At 63.9% G+C, this 17,388-nt stretch carries 14 protein-coding genes; 8 read left to right on the top strand and 6 right to left on the bottom strand.

Annotated features, from left to right (window positions below; genetic code table 11):
* Positions 1 to 109: 109 nt before the first annotated feature.
* On the bottom strand, positions 110 to 1,396 hold the full coding sequence (locus ACW9H9_RS26675) for an OprD family porin (RefSeq protein WP_457346276.1): 1,287 nt from the start codon (positions 1,394 to 1,396) through the stop codon (positions 110 to 112).
* A gap of 378 nt (positions 1,397 to 1,774) precedes the next feature.
* On the opposite strand from ACW9H9_RS26675, the gene ACW9H9_RS26670 reads away from it, so the two are divergent.
* The gene (locus tag ACW9H9_RS26670) at positions 1,775 to 3,847 is read left to right on the top strand and encodes a TonB-dependent receptor (RefSeq protein WP_457346293.1); all 2,073 of its coding nucleotides are present in this window, start codon (positions 1,775 to 1,777) and stop codon (positions 3,845 to 3,847) included.
* Positions 3,848 to 3,951: 104 nt separating this feature from the next.
* Here the strand turns inward: ACW9H9_RS26670 and ACW9H9_RS26665 are convergent, their stop codons facing one another.
* From ACW9H9_RS26665 to ACW9H9_RS26655, 3 genes are all read right to left on the bottom strand, one after another.
* Positions 3,952 to 4,164 carry a hypothetical protein gene (locus ACW9H9_RS26665; protein ID WP_457346277.1) on the bottom strand — a complete coding sequence of 71 codons (213 nt, stop codon included), beginning with the start codon at positions 4,162 to 4,164 and terminating at the stop codon, positions 3,952 to 3,954.
* Positions 4,165 to 4,406: 242 nt separating this feature from the next.
* Positions 4,407 to 5,513: an agmatine deiminase gene (gene aguA, locus ACW9H9_RS26660; RefSeq protein ID WP_457346279.1), complete on the bottom strand. Its 1,107-nt coding sequence runs from the start codon at positions 5,511 to 5,513 to the stop codon at positions 4,407 to 4,409.
* A 171-nt stretch (positions 5,514 to 5,684) separates the two neighbouring features.
* On the bottom strand, positions 5,685 to 8,582 hold the full coding sequence (locus ACW9H9_RS26655; protein WP_457346280.1) for an aminotransferase: 2,898 nt from the start codon (positions 8,580 to 8,582) through the stop codon (positions 5,685 to 5,687).
* A 131-nt stretch (positions 8,583 to 8,713) separates the two neighbouring features.
* Between ACW9H9_RS26655 and rfbB the strand changes: the two genes are divergently transcribed.
* Genes rfbB through ACW9H9_RS26620 form a run of 7 tightly spaced genes read left to right on the top strand, consistent with a single transcriptional unit; the run spans position 8,714 to position 15,797 of the window.
* Entirely contained in the window at positions 8,714 to 9,796 is a 1,083-nt protein-coding gene (rfbB, locus tag ACW9H9_RS26650; RefSeq protein ID WP_457346282.1) for a dTDP-glucose 4,6-dehydratase, read from the top strand.
* A complete protein-coding gene (gene rfbA, locus ACW9H9_RS26645) occupies positions 9,793 to 10,668 on the top strand; it encodes a glucose-1-phosphate thymidylyltransferase RfbA (protein WP_457346283.1) in 876 nt (291 codons plus the stop codon). The genes rfbB and rfbA overlap by 4 nt, the downstream gene beginning before the upstream one ends.
* Positions 10,665 to 11,210, top strand: a complete 546-nt coding sequence (gene rfbC / locus ACW9H9_RS26640; protein WP_457346284.1) for a dTDP-4-dehydrorhamnose 3,5-epimerase — start codon at positions 10,665 to 10,667, stop codon at positions 11,208 to 11,210. The genes rfbA and rfbC overlap by 4 nt, the downstream gene beginning before the upstream one ends.
* Positions 11,207 to 12,088 (top strand): dTDP-4-dehydrorhamnose reductase, encoded by an 882-nt coding sequence (gene rfbD, locus ACW9H9_RS26635; RefSeq protein WP_457346285.1) that lies wholly within the window; start codon positions 11,207 to 11,209, stop codon positions 12,086 to 12,088. Before rfbC ends, rfbD begins: the two co-directional genes overlap by 4 nt.
* A 37-nt stretch (positions 12,089 to 12,125) precedes the next feature.
* A complete protein-coding gene (locus ACW9H9_RS26630; protein WP_457346286.1) occupies positions 12,126 to 13,934 on the top strand; it encodes a sensor histidine kinase in 1,809 nt (602 codons plus the stop codon).
* The gene (locus ACW9H9_RS26625) at positions 13,931 to 15,316 is read left to right on the top strand and encodes a sigma-54-dependent transcriptional regulator (protein WP_457346287.1); all 1,386 of its coding nucleotides are present in this window, start codon (positions 13,931 to 13,933) and stop codon (positions 15,314 to 15,316) included. The genes ACW9H9_RS26630 and ACW9H9_RS26625 overlap by 4 nt, the downstream gene beginning before the upstream one ends.
* A 25-nt stretch (positions 15,317 to 15,341) precedes the next feature.
* Positions 15,342 to 15,797 (top strand): YiiD C-terminal domain-containing protein, encoded by a 456-nt coding sequence (locus tag ACW9H9_RS26620; RefSeq protein WP_457346289.1) that lies wholly within the window; start codon positions 15,342 to 15,344, stop codon positions 15,795 to 15,797.
* Positions 15,798 to 15,865: 68 nt separating this feature from the next.
* Here ACW9H9_RS26620 and cysQ read toward each other — a convergent pair whose 3' ends face one another.
* Complete coding sequence (gene cysQ / locus ACW9H9_RS26615) at positions 15,866 to 16,702, bottom strand: 3'(2'),5'-bisphosphate nucleotidase CysQ (RefSeq protein WP_457346291.1); 837 nt, start codon at positions 16,700 to 16,702, stop codon at positions 15,866 to 15,868.
* Positions 16,699 to 17,265, bottom strand: coding sequence for an ADP compounds hydrolase NudE (gene nudE / locus ACW9H9_RS26610; RefSeq protein WP_457346292.1), 567 nt, complete (start codon positions 17,263 to 17,265; stop codon positions 16,699 to 16,701). Before nudE ends, cysQ begins: the two co-directional genes overlap by 4 nt.
* Positions 17,266 to 17,388: the final 123 nt, after the last annotated feature.

Here is a 17,388-nt window from a genome sequence, read left to right as displayed (position 1 = left end):
AGCCAAGCTGGTTGCGCTTCGCGCAACGCGCCATGCCTGGCGCACATAAAAAAACCCCGAACCAGTCGGGGTTTTTTGTGTGCCTTGAATCAGGCCCGACGCGCGATCATCAGAAAACGTTGATCGGGTAGTCGGCGAACAGGCGCAGTTCGTTCCCGCCCACGTTGTAGTCGCTGGCGTTGTTGGAGACGCGCAACCAGGATGCACGGGCACGCAGGCTCAGGTTTTTAGCCGGGCCGCTCTGTACCACGTATTTGAACTGGTTGAAGATCTCACGCTCGGTGCCATTGCCACGGTTGGAACCGTCGTCAATGTTAGTACCGCGCACGTAAGCGATGTTGTAGGTCAGGCCCGGCACGCCGAACGCACTGAAGTCCAGGCCGTAGCCGGCTTGCCAGGAGCGCTCGTCCTTGCCGTTGAAGTCGGACCAGTAGGAGTTGGCCAGCAGGATGGTGTTGCCACCGTCGCCGATACCGCCTGCGTTGCGATAGCCGCCGTACAGGTAGCCGGTGTCACCGGTGCTGCGCTGGTGGGCCAGGGTCAGGCTGTGCGGACCAAAGGCCCAGGTCGCGGCCAGGCTCCAGATCTTGTTGTCGCGGGCGTCTGCATCACCTTGGTTTTCCAGGGCAAAGCTCTTGTCCAGCTTGGTTTTGTAGCCGTTGAAGTCAAAGGTCAACGATTGCTTTTCTGGCAGCGCCAGCACGTAGTTGACGTTGACGTATTGCTTCTTCAGCACGTCTTCCATGTCGGAGGCGTACAGCGCGGCCGACAGGCTTTCGGTGAACTTGTAGCTACCGCCCAGGTAGTTGATGCTTTTCAGGCCGCCGCTGTCGCTGCCTTCGGCGCTCTTGCGTGCTTCCTTGGTGAAATGACCGGCGTCCAGTTGCAGGCCGGCGATTTCCTTGGAAACGATCGAGGTGCCCTCGTAGGTTTCCGACAGCAGGCGGGAGTTGTCGAACTCCAGCACTGGCACGGCCGGCATCTGTTGGCCGTACTTGAGCACGGTGTTGGACACACGGAACTTCACGGCTGCGCCGCCCTTGGACAGGTCGTCCGCTGCTGCGCCGCTGTCGCCTTGCTTGAAGAAATCGATACCACCGGCGCCGCTGCGGCCTTTACCGCCATCCAGACGAATCGCGTACTGGCCGATCACGTCCACACCCACACCCACGGTGCCTTGGGTGAAGCCGGACTCGAACTTGCCGATGAAACCCTGGCCCCATTCGGCTTTGTCTTGCTTGTGGTTCTTGTAGTCGCGGCTGATGTACGCGTTGCGCGCCGCGATGTTCAGGTGGCTGTCCTCTACGAACCCTTTGGATTGCTCCTGGTCGTTAGCCATTGCGGTCGTCGCGCTCAAAATCCCCAGAGCGAGCAGACCCATCCGTTGTTTCAACATTTTTTTATATTCCTTAATACGGGTTGATGACGCGCTGTGACACCAGGCTCCTTACTGCTTTTTCTGGTGTCGCCTCCCCACAATAAAAAAGGCCCGCGGACGACTGGTGAGCCGCGGGCCTTTTTTTATTGAGGAATCATGGCGGTTAGCCACAGGCGTTGGAGCGGATCCTATCTGCGCCCTTAACGGTGTGTCAATTTCGTGAATCTTCTGTATTTAGGCGAAAAAAATCTAAGAACTCCGGGGTCGCCGCTCAAAACACATTAAGTAACACTTTCCAAACCCTCCGTGGCACAGAATAAATAACGCGCGCAAATAACAAGCATTATCATTCGCACGCGTTTTTCCGCTGACTTTTTTGGATGCACATTCCCATGCCTGCCCCCCCGCCTGACGCCCATCACCCTTGGGCTTTCTGCCCTGCTGTCTGCAGGTTTTGCCTGCGCGGCCACCGTCCTGCCAGAAACGTCGATCCGCGCCGAAGCCGACGAAGACGACCCGCGCGTGCGCCAGACCAACACCGCCACCCGCACGGCCACGCCGGTGCGCTACGTGCCCCAGGCCATCGACGCGGTGAACACCGACACCCTGCGCGCCTACGGCACCAACGACCTGGGCCAGGCCTTGAGCGGCGTGCCCAACCTCAGCAGCGGCGCCGACACGCGCTTTGACAGCCTGCGCATCCGTGGCTTCGACGCCAGCAACGACTTCTACCTGGACGGCGTGCGCGACGACAGCCAATACGTGCGTGACCTGCACAACATCGAACGCATCGAGGTGCTCAAGGGCCCCGCCGCTGTGTTGTACGGCCGTGGCGGCCAGGGCGGTATCGTCAACCGTGTCAGCAAACTGCCCCAGGCCGGGCGCGCCTCCAGCGTCGAAGTCCAGGGCGGCAGTCAAGACCTGCGCAGCCTGTACGCCGACCTCAGCGCCGACCCCACCGACACCCTCAGCCTGCGCCTGAACATGGGCAACGAAGACGCCAACAGTTTCCGCGACCACGTCAGCGGCAATCGCCAATTGTTCGCGCCGTCGATGAGCTGGCAACTGGCGCCAGACCTGAACTGGTTGGTGCAGTACGAGTACAGCCGCTACAACCGCACGCCCGATCGCGGCATTCCCGGCGTCAACGGCCGCCCGGCGGACGTGGGCCGCAGCACCACGTATGGCGATGCCCGCGACTACATCGACGACACCTCCCAGTCCCTGCGTTCGCGCCTGGCCTATGAGGTCAACGATAACTGGCAACTGCGCCATACCTTGAGCGTGTTCACGCTCGACAGCGACTTCGACAACACCTACCTCACCGGCTACAACGCCAAGACAAACACGGTGACGCGCCAGCGCTGGCAGCAAGACCTCAACACCCGCAACATTTTCAATAACCTGGAACTGGAAGGCGGCTTCAGCACCTTCGGCCTGGAGCACCGGCTGCTCACCGGCCTGGAACTTGGCAACCAGCGTCGCGACCCCAAGCTCTACACCGCCAAAGTGCCTGCCAATGTGCCCGGCGTCGACCTGCGCCACCCCAATCGTCGCCAGAGCTATAACGGCCCGATGGTGCTCTCCACGCACAACGACACCCAGGCCGACAGCCAAGGCCTGTACGTGCAGGACCAACTGCGCCTGAACGATCAATGGCAACTGCTGGCCGGCCTGCGCTACGACCGTTTCGAGGTGGACACCACCAACCAGGTCAACCATGCCCGGCAACAGGTCGACAGCCACCACACCAGCCCGCGCGTCGGCGTGATCTGGACGCCGCTGGAGCACCACACGTTCTATGCCTCATGGAGCAAAACGTTCTCGCCAGCGGGCGGCGGCTTGATCGGCATCACGCCTAATGCGGCGGGTAACGTCAACGACCTGAGCCCGGAACTGACCCGGCAGAAAGAAGTCGGCGTCAAAAGCGACTGGCTCGACGACCGCCTGAGCACCACCCTGGCGGTGTACGAGCTGGAGCTTTACAACCGCCGCACCCGCGACCCGCTGGACCCCACTGTCACCCTGCTCAGCGGCGTGCAGCGCTCGCGCGGTGTGGAGCTGACGGCCGCCGGGAAAATCGTCGGCAACTGGTACCTGCGCGGCGGCGTCGGGGTGCAGGATGCCAAGGTCGAAAAAGACAGCAACGGCTTTGCAGGCAAGCGCATCAGCGACGTGGCCAAGCGCAACGCCAGCCTGTTCATCACCTGGAAACCCGAAATGGGCTGGTACGCCGAAACCGGCCTGACGCTGGTGGGCGACCGCTATGCCGACAACCTCAACACCGTGGTGCTGCCCGGCTACGGGCGCTGGGATGCCCTGGCCGGGTTCCGGCAAAAAGAATGGGATGTGCGGGCGGCGCTCAACAACCTCAGCGACAAACGCTACTACGAGTCCGCCACCAGTGCCGCGCAGATCCAGCCAGGCGAACCGCGCTCCCTGGTGGTCACCGGCACTTACAACTTCTGAGCCAGCTGCCGGCCACCGCCTGAACAGACCCTCGTGCCCCCTCGCAGGCAAGCCAACACTCACCTGCGAGGGCGTCACTGTTCAAAACAGGCCACTGCTGTCGTTTAGCTGTTGATTACTTCACACAACGCCAACAGTTCTTCGTCGCTCAACAATCCCGCCGGGTAGCGCTCCACCCTCACCTCGCGTGCAGGCGGTTGCCTGGCCTGTCGCGGGTCGTTTGCCTTCAACCAGAGTGCCAACGCATGCAGTGCATCGCCGTTCACCCGCAGCGGGTGGAACGTGCGTTTGTACATCAGGTTGATATCGGCGTTCATGTCAGCGCTCTCTCCTACTGCGTGAGCGGCCAAGGTACTCAAGGTTTGTGACAGAACTGCGCAGTCACACGCCCTGATTGCGGGGCTATTACCGATACAAGAGCTATGCCAAGTCCCCGGCCCACAGGCACTTGCCCACAAAAAAGCCCACGAGCCTGACGGGCCGTGGGCTGGCTTGAAACGCGGCGAGGGCGAGCCCCCGCGGGGACGTTCAATCACGCACGAAGATGTTACAACCGCACTCAGTTTTTGTGCGGCGCGGGCTGTTGTTGGGTCAGGCAATGGATATTGCCCCCGCCCAGTAACAGTTCGCGGCCCGGCACCATCACCACTTCGTGCTGCGGGAACAGCTCCTGCAGGATCTGCTTGGCGGTGGCGTCCAGCGGGTCGTCAAAACTCGGCGCGATGATGCCGCCGTTGACGATCAGGAAGTTCACGTAGGAACCGGCCAACCGCACAGTGGGATTACGCTCCTGGCTGCCATCGACCGGGTCCACCCCGGCGCATTCTTCTTCGGTGGCGAAGAGCGGGCCCGGGATCGGCATTTTATGCACGATGAACGGGCGGCCCTTGGCATCGGTGCTGTTTTGCAGCACTTGCAGGGCGGCGTGGCAGCGGGCGTAGTTGGGGTCTTGCGCGTCGTCGGTCCAGGCCAGCAACACCTCGCCCGGGCGCACGTAGCAGCAGAAGTTATCCACATGGCCATCGGTTTCGTCGTTGAACAGGCCATCGGGCAACCAGATGATGGTGTCCACCGCCAGGTGGTCGCGCAGCACCGCTTCGATCTCGCCCCGGTTCAGGTGCGGGTTGCGATTGCGGTTGAGCAGGCATTCTTCGGTGGTGATGAGCGTGCCTTCCCCGTCGACATGAATCGAGCCACCTTCGAGCACAAACCCCTCGGTGCGGTAACGCGGAGCGCGCTCGATCTCGAGGATCTTGCCGCCCACCTGCACGTCGCGGTTCCACGGCGCATACAGGCCGCCGTCAAAGCCGCCCCAGGCGTTGAAGTCCCAGTTCACGCCGCGCACTTCGCCGCTGTCATTGATCACAAACGTCGGCCCGGTGTCGCGCACCCACGCATCGTCATTGGACATTTCCACCACGCGGATATTGGGCACGTCCAGCCGCGCCCGGGCGTTTTCGTACTGCTCGGCCGAGACGGCGACAGTCACCGGCTCAAACCGCGCAATCGCCTTGGCCACCGCCACATGCGCGGCCTGCGCGGGTTTGCCGCCCAGGCGCCAGTTGTCCGGGCGCTGCGGCCAGATCATCCAGGCCTGGGTCTGCGGCGCCCATTCGGCGGGCATGTAAAAACCATCGGCGCGGGGGGTGCTGTGCAAAGTGGTCATTCAGGGCTCCAGGGATCAGGCCGGGGGAGTAGCGGTCAGGGTAGCCCTGACCGATGACAATAAGGGGGACGTGGCCGACTTTATATCGGATAAAAATCGGCTTTTGAAGCCAAAAAAATCATCCCCGATGAAATTCACTGAAAAATTCTCGATAACAATCGACAGTGAGCCTTACAGCGCCTCGTCCAGCACCTTGGACAGCATGTCCACGAAGAAATCCACGCTCTGGCGCGACGTGACCATCGGCGGCTTGATCTTGAGGATGTTCAGGTAATCACCGGTCGGCTGCATGAAAATCCCCAGCTCGCGCAGGCGGTCGCACAGCAACGCGGTTTCGGCGGTGGCAGGTTCCAGGGTCTGGCGGTCGCGCACCAGTTCCAGGCCCAGGTAAAACCCAGACCCGTGCACCGCGCCCACCAGCGGGTGGCGCTCGATCAACGCCTCCAGGCGCGCCTTGAAATGCCCGCCCACCACTTGGGCGTTTTCCCACAGCTTTTCTTGCTCCATCACCTCCAGCACCGCCAGGCCGATCTGGCAGCTCACCGGGCTGCCGCCCGACGACGAGAAGAAATACCCCTCGGCCTCCAGCGCCTCGGCGATTTCCCGCCGGGTGATCACCGCGCCCAGCGGCTGGCCGTTGCCCATGCCTTTGGCCATGGTGATGATGTCCGGCACCACGCCCTGCTCCTCAAACCCCCAGAAGAAATGGCCCATGCGGCCATAACCCACCTGCACTTCGTCGGCGATGCACACCCCGCCCTGCGCACGCACCAACCCGTACACCGTTTGCAGATACCCCGGCGGCAGGGAAATCCCGCCGGCATTGCCATACACAGGCTCACAGATGAAACCCGCGAGCTGGCGTTTTTGTTCGGCGATTTTCGCCAGGTTGTGTTCCACGCTTCGTACATAGTCCGGCGTGCTGTGGGGCCCACGGAACTCACCACGGTAGGTATTCGGCGCGGTCACCGGGTGCACCCAGTCCGGGCGGCTGCTCAGGGCCTTGGGGTTGTCGGCAATCGAAGTGGACACCGCATCCGCCGCCACCGACCAGCCGTGATAGGCCTCCAGCACACTGAGCATGTCGCGCCCGCCGCTGTAGGCCCAGGCCAGGCGGATCGCCAGGTCGTTGGCCTCGGTGCCGCTGTTGACCAGAAACACACGGTCCATGCCACTGGGCGCCAGCTTGAGCAAGCGCTCGGAAAACTCGGCAACCGCCGCATAGTGAAAACGCGAATTGGTGTTGAGCAACGACCATTGCCGCGCTGCCACTTGGGCCATGCGCGGGTGGCCGTGGCCCAGCACGGCGACGTTGTTGAGCATGTCCAGGTAGGCGCGGCCCTGCATGTCGATCAGGTGGTTGCGCCAGCCGCGCTCGATGCGCGGCGGGTCCACGTAATAGTGTTTTTGCGTGCGCGCAAAGCTCGCGTCGCGCCGGGCCAGCAGGGTGTGCGCGTCCTGCTCGGGCTCGGCATCGCAGGCCAGCCCCAGCAAGGCCGCCGGAGACGGGCACAACGCCTGCCATGCCCGCACCCGCGAAGGCACGCAAAACAGCGGCGGCGCAAGGTCGGCGCGGCACAGTTGCACGGTGAGGGCGCCGTCGGTTGCGCCCAACACCTGGCCCTTGAGCACGCTGGCCCCGGCAGGCAGCGTGGCGTCCACGCCCCACAGCCGCAGGTTCAAATGAGCACTGTGCAGCACCCACACCCCCTGCGGGCCCGCCTGCAGCGTACCGGCGAACGGCGCTTGCACAGCGGTGCCCTGGGGCACGCGCAGTTCCACATGCAGGGCAAATGTGTCCGGCTCCTCGGCGCTGTCCGGCCGCGTGCGCGACAAGCGGTATTGCCCATAACGACTCGCCGCCAGCCCATGGACCGCCGCCGCTTCCTGCAACAGGCGCTGGTCGATGCCCGCTTGCTCCCAGTTACCGGCCTGCAAATGCGGGCTCAACACGCCCAGGTCGATCAACGCGAACTCGCGGCCAACCAGGCCGGGCAACAACGGAGCAAAGCCATCGCTGGCCAATGGCGGTAACTCGTTCAGGATCGCCGCTTCCATCAGCTCGAACGGCACCGAGGTGGCAACGTGGAAGATGTCCCACTCATGCTCGGCGTTTTTCAGCAGGTAGGCGTTGTGCGGGTCCAGTCGCCGTTGCTGCTCGCTGCTGAGCACCAGCACCACCGCCCGGGCCACGATCAGTGGCCACAACACCTGCAACTCCTCACGCTGCAAAGGGTTCACGGCGTGATAGGCCTGGATCGCCGGCAGGATCGCAAACGGGTCCCCCTTGGCGTGATGCAACAACGCGGCGCAAGTCACTGACAAGTCGGCAATGCGCCAGGTGTGCACCAGGTCGCCGAAGTCGATCACGCCCTGCACCTGCCAGTGGCGGTGTTCGTCGCGCTGCCACACCACGTTGTCGTCGGTGATGTCCATGTGCACGGCTTGCCACGGCAGCGCCGCAGCCAACGGCGCCACGCACTGCCAGGCCTGGGCGGCGGCCTGCTCGATCAAGACCCGGTGCGGCAGGTGCTCGAGGTTGGCCACTAGGTGCGCGATCAACTCGGCGGCGTGGCGCGGGTCCCATTGCAACGTGCGCTCAAGGCCCGGGTGGGTGAAGTCGGCGAGCGCCAGGTTCATCTGCGCGCAGAGCCGGCCGAACCCGGCAATCACTTCGCGGCTCAGGTGAGGCAGGTGAGTCAACGGCTGGCCGTCGATGTAATCGAGCAGGCGCAGGTGCACGGTGTGCCCGTCGACGGTTTCGGTCAGCAGTTCCCGGCCGTCGCGCGCGGCGATCACCGCAGGCACGCGCAGGTGGGCATGCGCCTGCAAATGCTTGAGCCCGGCGTGCTGGGCCTCGAGTTCGACGGCGGCGTAGTCGCCCCGGCAGATTTTCAGCACGAAACGGCCTTGGGCGCTGTCTACCCGGTAATTGAGGTCCTGCTGGCTGCCCAGCGACTGCAATACGCCCTCAAGGCCGTAATGCTGCGCCAATAGCCGCGCGGCGGGCACAGGACCGACTTGCGGGCAGGGCAGGCTGACGCGGTGAATCAACGTGGCGAGCAACATGGGACGATCCTTGAGGTTTTTGTCAGGGGATTATCTCGCCATCGATAACGGGTGTAACGCAACCCCTGCGCTGCATAACTCCAGCTATGCTGCATGGGCTTGACGACCGTCTAAGGAAAAGGGCTTCCGACATGCGCATTCTCATCACCGGCGGGGCTGGCTTCATTGGCTCCGCCCTGATCCGGCACCTGATTCAACACACCGGGCACGAAGTGCTCAACCTGGACAAGCTGACCTACGCCGGCAACCTCGAGTCGCTGGCCAGCATTGCCACCAATACCCGCTACGAGTTCGTCCAGGCCGACATCATCGACCAGGCCACCGTGAGCGCCGTGCTCGCGCGTTTTGCGCCGGATGCCATCATGCACCTGGCGGCCGAGTCCCACGTCGACCGCTCCATCGACGGCCCGTCGGACTTTATCCAGACCAACATCGTGGGCACCTACAGCCTGCTGGAAGCGGCGCGCGGTTACTGGCAACAACTGCCGGAGCCTGCGAAAAGTGCGTTCCGCTTCCATCACATTTCCACCGACGAAGTGTATGGCGACTTGCACGGCGTCGATGACCTGTTCACCGAAACCACACCCTATGCGCCCAGCTCGCCGTACTCGGCCAGCAAGGCGGCGTCCGACCACCTGGTCCGCGCCTGGCAGCGCACCTACGGGTTGCCGGTGCTGCTCACCAATTGCTCGAACAATTACGGGCCGTTCCACTTCCCCGAAAAACTGATCCCGCTGGTGATCCTCAACGCCCTCGCGGGCAAGCCGCTGCCGGTATACGGCGATGGCCGACAAGTGCGCGACTGGCTGTTTGTAGAGGACCACGCCCGTGCGTTGCTCAAGGTGGTCACCGACGGTGTGGTGGGCGAGACGTACAACATCGGTGGGCACAACGAGCAGAAAAACATCGACGTCGTGCGCAGCATTTGCGCGTTGCTGGAAGAACTGGCGCCCCGCCGCCCCGCGGGTGTGGCGCAGTTCAGCGACCTGATCACCTTCGTCAAGGACCGCCCCGGCCACGACCTGCGCTACGCGATCGACGCCAGCAAGATCGAACGCGAGCTGGGCTGGGCGCCACAGGAAACCTTCGAGAGCGGCCTGCGCAAGACCGTGCAGTGGTATCTCGAAAACCTGGAATGGTGCCGCAGGGTTCAGGATGGCAGCTACCAAGGCGAACGACTGGGCAACACTGACTATAAGGATCTGATTGCATGATGAAGGGAATCGTATTGGCCGGCGGCACCGGCACCCGTTTGCACCCCATCACCCTGGGCGTCTCCAAGCAATTGTTGCCGGTGTACGACAAACCGATGATCTATTACCCGATCTCCGTACTGATGCTGGCGGGCATCAAGGAGATCCTGGTCATATCAACACCCGCCGACCTGCCGCAATACCGCAACCTGCTGGGCGACGGTAGCCAGTTCGGCGTCACGTTCACCTACGCCGAGCAGCCCAAGCCAGACGGCTTGGCCCAGGCCTTCCTGATTGGCGAACAGTTCATCGGCAAAGACCCGGTGTGCCTGATCCTGGGTGACAACATCTTCCACGGCCAACGCTTCAGCGAACAATTGAAGGGCGCGGTGCAGCGCGATCAAGGCGCGACGGTGTTCGGTTATTGGGTCAAGGACCCGGAGCGCTTCGGCGTGATCGACTTCGACGCCGACGGCCATGCCCTGTCCATCGAAGAAAAGCCCGCCAAGCCTAAATCCAGCTACGCGGTCACCGGCCTGTATTTCTATGACAACGACGTGATCCAGATCGCCAAGGCCATCAAGCCTTCAGCCCGTGGCGAGCTGGAAATCACCGACGTCAACAATGCCTACCTGCAACGCGGCGACCTGCAAGTGGAGCGTTTCGGCCGGGGCTTTGCCTGGCTCGACACCGGCACCCACGACAGCTTGCTGGAAGCCTCGCAGTACGTGCAGACCATCGAACACCGCCAGGGCCTGAAAGTGGCATGCCTGGAAGAAATCGCCTACCTGAACGGCTGGATCGACCGCGACCACCTGCTGGAGCGCGCCCGTTATTTTGGCAAGACCGGATATGGCCAATACCTGTACTCATTGGCCGGAGAGCATAAATGAAGGTGACAGAAACAACGCTGCCCGGCGTGTTGATCCTCGAGCCGAAGGTGTTTGGCGACGAGCGCGGGTTTTTCTACGAAAGCTTCAATGCCCGCGCGTTTGAAGACGCCACCGGGCTCAAGCGTGACTTCGTGCAGGACAACCATTCACGCTCGCAAAAAGGCGTGTTGCGCGGCCTGCATTACCAACTGGAACACACCCAGGGCAAACTGGTGCGCGTGACCTTTGGTGAAGTGCTGGACGTGGCCGTCGACATCCGCCGCAGCTCGCCCACGTTCGGCCAATGGGTGGGCGTGCACTTGTCGGCGCAGAACCACCGGCAGTTATGGGTGCCGGAAGGCTTTGCGCATGGCTTCGTGGTGCTGAGCGAGGTGGCCGAGTTCCTCTACAAAACCACCGATTACTACACGCCGTCCGCCGAGCGCAGCCTGCTGTGGAACGACCCGACGCTGGCCATCGACTGGCAACTGACCGAACCGCCGCAACTGTCCGCCAAGGACAACAACGGCAAACCCCTGCTGGAGGCCGACCTGTTCCCATGACCACCCCCCTCAAAATCCTCATCAGCGGCCAGCACGGCCAGGTTTCCCGCGCGCTGCAACAGCACCTCCAGGGCCTGGGCGAGTTGATCGTGCTCGGGCGCGACCACCTCGACCTGGCGCACCCTGAACGCATTCGCCAGCAGGTCCGCGCCCACCGTCCGGGCCTGATCATCAACGCGGCCGCCCACACTGCCGTGGACCAGGCCGAGAGCGAGCCGGACGCCGCCTTCGCCATCAACGCCACCGCGCCCGGGGTGTTCGCCGAAGAAGCCCATGCGCTGGGCATCCCGCTGATCCACTACTCCACCGACTACGTGTTTGACGGCAGCAAACCTGCCGCCTACACCGAAGACGACGCGCCCCACCCCCTGAGCGTCTACGGCCTGAGCAAACTGGCGGGCGAGCAGGCGATTGCGGCGGTGGGCGGCGAACACCTGATCTTGCGCACCAGTTGGGTCTATTCAAACCATGGCAAGAATTTCCTGCTGACCATGCAACGCCTGCTGCAAGAAAAGCCGCTGCTGCGCATCGTCGCCGACCAGATCGGCGCGCCGACCTGGGCGGGCAGCATTGCCCAAGGCACCCGCCAGCTGATCGAGCGCTGGCAGGCGGGCCAGGCCGGGGACTGGGGCGTTTATCACCTCACGGCCCGGGGCGAGACGTCATGGTTCGGGTTTGCCCAGGCCATTGGCGAGCACCTGCGCGCCCAAGGCAAGGCCTGCGCCGAGTTGGAGGCCATCGCCTCCAGCGCCTACCCCACGCCCGCCAGGCGCCCGTTGAACTCGCGCCTGGCGTGCAGCCGCCTGCACCGGCAGTGGCACGTCGCCCTGCCGCAGTGGCAGGACGCATTGCGCGAGTGTCTTGCCGCGCAGCACTAGGCATAATGCGCCGGTACTCTTGAGGCGCATCCCTGCCATGAACCCAACCCTTGCGCGTAGACCCCGGTGGCGCAGCCTCGCGCTGCTGGCGCTGTGCCTGGCGCCGCTGCTGTGGCCGCTCGAACACCTGGCCGAGCGCTACTACCGCAGCGAGCTGGCCGGGCAGAACCGCCAGACCCTCGACCTGTACGTCGCCAACCTGCTGGGCACCCTGCACCGCTACGAGGTGCTGCCGCAGATCCTCGGCGACCTGCCCGCCCTGCGCACCGCGCTGGACGCGCCGCAGGTGAGCACCAACCTGGTCAGCGCCAACATGCTGCTCAAGGACGTCGCCGCCCAGGCGGGCGTGGAAGTGATGTACCTGATGGACACCACCGGCAAAACCCTGGCCGCGTCCAACTGGGACAAGCAAGACAGCTTCGTGGGGCGCAATTTTTCCTTCCGGCCGTATTTCAGCGAAGCCATGGAAGGGCGCCTGGGGCGGTTCTTCGGGCTGGGCACCACCTCGGCCAAGCGCGGTTATTTCTTTGCGGCGGCCGTGCGCGAGGGCGACACCATCATTGGCGTATTGGTGGCCAAGGTCGACCTGGACCACACCGAAAGCCTGTGGGGCAACACCCCGGAACAACTGCTGGTGACCGACCACAATGGCGTGGTGATCCTCACCTCGCGCCCCCAATGGCGATTTCGCGCCACCCGGCCACTGTCACCCCAGGAGCGCCTGGCGATCATCGCCATCCAGCCCTACCCGACCCGCGACCCGCAGCCCCTGAACCTGAGCGCCAGCGGCTGGGTGCGCCAGGCCACTGACCTGGCCGAAACCGGCTGGAAGGTCGAGATCCTGGCCCCGCGCACCTTGATCAGCCGCCCGGTACGCACCGTGGTCGCGGTGGGCGGCGCCACCTTGCTGGTGCTGATGCTGTTGCTGGGCCTGATGATGCAGCGCCGCCGCCATTACCTGGAGCGCATCGCCTTTGAAGCCAAGGCCCGCCTGGAGCTCGAGGGCCGCGTGGCCGAACGCACCAGCGACCTGGAAGGACTCAACCGGCGCTTGAAACAGGAAGTGCTGGAGCGCGAAAACGCCCAGCAGGACCTGGTGCGCGCCCAGGACGACCTGGTGCAAGCGGGCAAATTGTCGGCGCTGGGCACCATGTCGGCGAGCATCAGCCACGAACTGAACCAACCGCTGGCGGCGATTCGCAGCTATGCCGAAAACGCCGGGATCCTGCTCGATCACCAACGCACCGACGACGCCCGTGGCAACCTCAAGCTCATCAGCGAACTGACCGGGCGCATGGCCTCGATCATCGCGCATTTGCGCGCCTTCGCCCGCCGCGACCGGCATGCGCCCGAAAGCGTGGCCCTGCAACCGGCGCTGGACGATGCCCTGGCGTTGTTGGCCAAACGCCGTCGGGCGATGGAAGTGGAGCTGATCCGCGACCTGCCGGAGGCGACCCTGTGGGTGCAGGCCGGCGAAACCCGCCTGCGCCAGGTGCTCGGCAACCTGTTGGCCAACGCCCTCGACGCGCTGACCGAAAAAGGCCCGCCGCGCAAACTCTGGCTCAGTGCCCAAACCACTGAACAGGGCGTCAACCTGTACATTCGCGACAACGGCCCGGGTTTTTGCATGGAAGCCCTGGGCCGCGCCAGCGAGCCGTTCTACACCACCAAGACCCGCACCCAGGGCCTGGGGCTGGGCCTGGCGATCTGCGACACCCTGATGCGCGCCTTTGGCGGTGAACTCTTGTTCGCCAACCATAAGGAAGGGGGCGCGCTGTTAACCCTGAAACTGCGTGCCGGCTCGCCGGGCGTCAGTGTGCAACCGTCCGAGGACCGCAGTGTATGAGTATCGATAACCAGATTCAGGTGGTGTTGATCGACGACGATCCACACCTGCGTCAGGCCCTGTGCCAGACCCTGGACCTGGCCGGGCTGAAAGTCCTGACCCTGGGCGAAGCCGCAGGCCTCACCGCTCGCCTGTCCCGCGACTGGCCGGGCGTGGTGGTGAGCGACATCCGCATGCCCGGCATGGACGGCCTGGAGCTGCTGGCCGAACTGCATGGCCAGGACCCGGAACTGCCGGTGCTGTTGATCACCGGTCACGGCGACGTACCGCTGGCGGTGCAGGCGATGCGCGCCGGGGCCTATGACTTTTTGGAAAAACCCTTCGCCAGCGACGCCCTGCTCGACAGCGTGCGCCGCGCCCTGGCCCTGCGCCGCCTGGTGCTGGACAACCGCAGCCTGCGCCTGGCCCTGAGCGACCGCCAGCAGTTGAGCACGCGGCTGGTGGGGCATTCGCCACAAATGCTGCGCCTGCGCGAGCAGATCGGCGCACTGGCGGCGACCAAGGCCGACGTGCTGATCCTGGGCGAAACCGGCGCGGGTAAAGAAGTGGTCGCACGGGCGCTGCACGACCTGTCCAGCCGGCGTAACGGCCCGTTCGTGGCGATCAACGCGGGCGCATTGGCCGAGTCGGTGGTGGAAAGCGAGCTGTTTGGCCACGAGCCGGGCGCCTTTACCGGCGCGCAGAAACGCCGCATCGGCAAGTTCGAATTCGCCAACGGCGGCACGCTGTTTCTCGATGAAATCGAGAGCATGAGCATGGACGTGCAGGTCAAACTGCTGCGCCTGTTGCAAGAACGCGTGGTGGAGCGCCTGGGCGGCAATCAACTGATCCCGCTGGATATCCGCATCATCGCCGCCACCAAGGAAGACTTGCGCCAGTCTGCCGACCAGGGGCGTTTTCGCGCCGACTTGTATTACCGCCTCAACGTGGCGCCGCTGCGCATTCCGCCGCTGCGCGAGCGCGGCGAAGATGCGCTGATGCTGTTCCAGCACTTCGCCGACGAGGCCGGCAGCCGCCATGGCCTGCCGCTCAAGGAACTGCAACCGGGCCAGCGAGCATTGTTGCTGCGCCACAGCTGGCCGGGCAACGTGCGCGAGCTGCAAAACGCCGCCGAGCGGTTCGCCCTGGGCCTGGAGCTGGCCCTGGACAACACGCCGGGCGACCCGGCCGCCGGTGTGCTGACCAGCACCTCGGGCGGCTTGAGCGAGCAGGTCGAGCAGTTCGAAAAAAGCCTGATCGCCGCCGAGCTGACGCGCTCCCACAACTCCATGCGCAGCCTCGCCGAAGCGTTAGGCGTGCCGCGCAAAACCCTGCACGACAAACTGCGCAAGCACGGGCTGAACTTCGCCGACAGCAGCCACCCGCACGCCGACGATGAATAACCCCTTCACCTGCCAAGAGATCCCCATGAGCCGCGACAGCCGTTACCTGGAATCCATCCTTCACCATGACATCCCGCTCACCCGGGAGATGGGCCTCACCGTGCTCGACTGGCAGGCCGGGCAACTGCAACTGGGCCTGCCGTTGGCGCCGAACGTCAACCACAAGAGCACCATGTTCGGCGGCAGCCTGTATTGCGGCGCGGTGCTGGCGGGCTGGGGTTGGCTGCACTTGCGACTGCGTGAAGACGGGGTGCAAGGCGGGCACATTGTGATCCAGGAAGGGCAGATCAGTTACCCGCTGCCGGTGACGGGAGACGCGGTGGCCGTGTGTGAAGCGCCGCCGGAAACGGTGTGGAAGCGGTTCGTGGCGACCTACCAACGTTACGGGCGGGCACGGTTGACGTTGCAGACGTGGATCGTGAACCAGGGCAGCGACGAGCAGGCCGTGGCGTTTAGCGGGCAGTACGTGTTGCACCGCTAGCACGGTCGACACGGTGCGAGGGGCGAGTGCAGCCTGTGGGGTCGTCCTCCCCAGCAGGCTGCCGGGGTTCAGGAACGGGCCAGGCTCAACAGACGCTCGCGCCAGGCGGCCTTGGCCGGCAGTGCCAAAAAGAACGGATTGAGCAGCGATGCCCGCGCCGGGTAACTGAAGCGGGCGCCGTTCAACTCCAGCACTTCACCACCCGCCCCTTCGAGTACGCCCTGTGCCGCAGCGGTGTCCCACTGCGAGGTGGGCGCCAGGCGCGGGTAGCAGTCGGCGCTGCCTTCGGCCAACAGGCAGAACTTCAACGAACTGCCGATATTGGCCAGCTTCAATTCGCCCAGGCCTTGGCTCAAACCGTCCAGCAAACGCTCCTGCTCGGGGCTGCTGTGGCGACGGCTGGCCACCACGGTGAATGCCTCGCCGGTGGCCGGTGTCTGGCGCACCTGGATCTGCCGGGGCGGCTCGTTGATGTCCGAGCGCCAGGCGCCAAGGCCTGCACCGCCAAAGTAGCAACGCCCGCTGGTGGGCATCGACACCACCCCGAACACCACCCGGCCGTGTTCGATCAGCGCGACGTTGACGGTGAACTCTTCGCTGCCGGAAATGAATTCCTTGGTGCCATCCAGTGGGTCCACCAACCACCAGCGCTGCCAACCGGCGCGGATGCTCTGGTCGATGTTCGCGTCTTCTTCCGACAGCACGGGAATGCTCGGGTCCAGCGCGGTCAGCCCGGCCAGGATCAAATGGTGCGCCGCCAAATCGGCCGCCGTCACGGGCGAATCGTCTGTCTTGGTGTTCACGGCGACATCGGCGCGCCAGTACGGCAGGATGACTTCCCCGGCCTGGCGGGCCAGTTCAATGACGGGGGCAATAAACGGATGGCCTAAAAACAGTTCGCTCATGGCTGGAACACTCCACGCTGGGTCAGCAGATCGCGCACCAGATACAACGCGGCGAGTGCCCGGCCTTCGCTGAACTGCGCGTTCTGCGCCAACAGCGAGAGTTCCCGCAAGTTGACCCGGTCGACACGCATCGGCTCCGGCTCGTCGCCTTCCAGACGTTCTTCATACAGATCGGTGGCCAGCACCACTTGGATTTTCTGGCTCATGTAGCCAGGGGACACCGACAGTTCAGTAATGTGTTCCAACTGGTGGGCACCATAACCGGCTTCTTCCTTGAGCTCCCGGTTGGCCGCTGCCAGTACATCCTCGCCGGGCTCGATCAAGCCCTTTGGCAACGATAGTTCATACTCGTCGGTGCCGCCGCAATACTCTTCGATCAACAGGGCGTGGTCAGCGTCGATCATCGCGACGATCATCACCGCGCCGTAACCGTTGCCCCGGCCCACCAGGCGCTCATAAGTCCGCTCCACGCCGTTGGAAAAGCGTAACTGCACCTCCTCCACACGAAACAAACGGCTACTGGCGACAATGTCGCGGGCGAGGACAGTGGGTTTCTGGCGCATAGACGGCTCCTTGGCGTGATCGGGGGTTACTATACCGTGGCTTTTCCGATTGTCTGTCTCGGATACAAGGCGGATTCAACCGGTCGTCGCAACACCTTTATCGAGGTGTTTATGGGACGACCC

It is taken from the genome of Pseudomonas sp. SDO5215_S409 (assembly GCF_054071325.1).
Note: the sequence above shows the minus strand (reverse complement) of the source record. Positions and strands in the feature narration are given on the sequence as shown.

Bases quoted from the DNA above. Each gene is read 5' to 3' on its own strand.
- rfbA (WP_457346283.1), top strand. From the start codon at position 9,793: ATGATGAAGGGAATCGTATTGGCCGGCGGCACCGGCACCCGTTTGCAC.
- rfbD (WP_457346285.1), top strand. From the start codon at position 11,207: ATGACCACCCCCCTCAAAATCCTCATCAGCGGCCAGCACGGCCAGGTT.
- ACW9H9_RS26630 (WP_457346286.1), top strand. From the start codon at position 12,126: ATGAACCCAACCCTTGCGCGTAGACCCCGGTGGCGCAGCCTCGCGCTG.
- aguA (WP_457346279.1), bottom strand. From the start codon at position 5,513: ATGACCACTTTGCACAGCACCCCCCGCGCCGATGGTTTTTACATGCCC.
- rfbB (WP_457346282.1), top strand. From the start codon at position 8,714: ATGCGCATTCTCATCACCGGCGGGGCTGGCTTCATTGGCTCCGCCCTG.
- nudE (WP_457346292.1), bottom strand. From the start codon at position 17,265: ATGCGCCAGAAACCCACTGTCCTCGCCCGCGACATTGTCGCCAGTAGC.
- cysQ (WP_457346291.1), bottom strand. From the start codon at position 16,702: ATGAGCGAACTGTTTTTAGGCCATCCGTTTATTGCCCCCGTCATTGAA.
- ACW9H9_RS26655 (WP_457346280.1), bottom strand. From the start codon at position 8,582: ATGTTGCTCGCCACGTTGATTCACCGCGTCAGCCTGCCCTGCCCGCAA.
- rfbC (WP_457346284.1), top strand. From the start codon at position 10,665: ATGAAGGTGACAGAAACAACGCTGCCCGGCGTGTTGATCCTCGAGCCG.
- ACW9H9_RS26625 (WP_457346287.1), top strand. From the start codon at position 13,931: ATGAGTATCGATAACCAGATTCAGGTGGTGTTGATCGACGACGATCCA.
- ACW9H9_RS26620 (WP_457346289.1), top strand. From the start codon at position 15,342: ATGAGCCGCGACAGCCGTTACCTGGAATCCATCCTTCACCATGACATC.
- ACW9H9_RS26675 (WP_457346276.1), bottom strand. From the start codon at position 1,396: ATGTTGAAACAACGGATGGGTCTGCTCGCTCTGGGGATTTTGAGCGCG.
- ACW9H9_RS26665 (WP_457346277.1), bottom strand. From the start codon at position 4,164: ATGAACGCCGATATCAACCTGATGTACAAACGCACGTTCCACCCGCTG.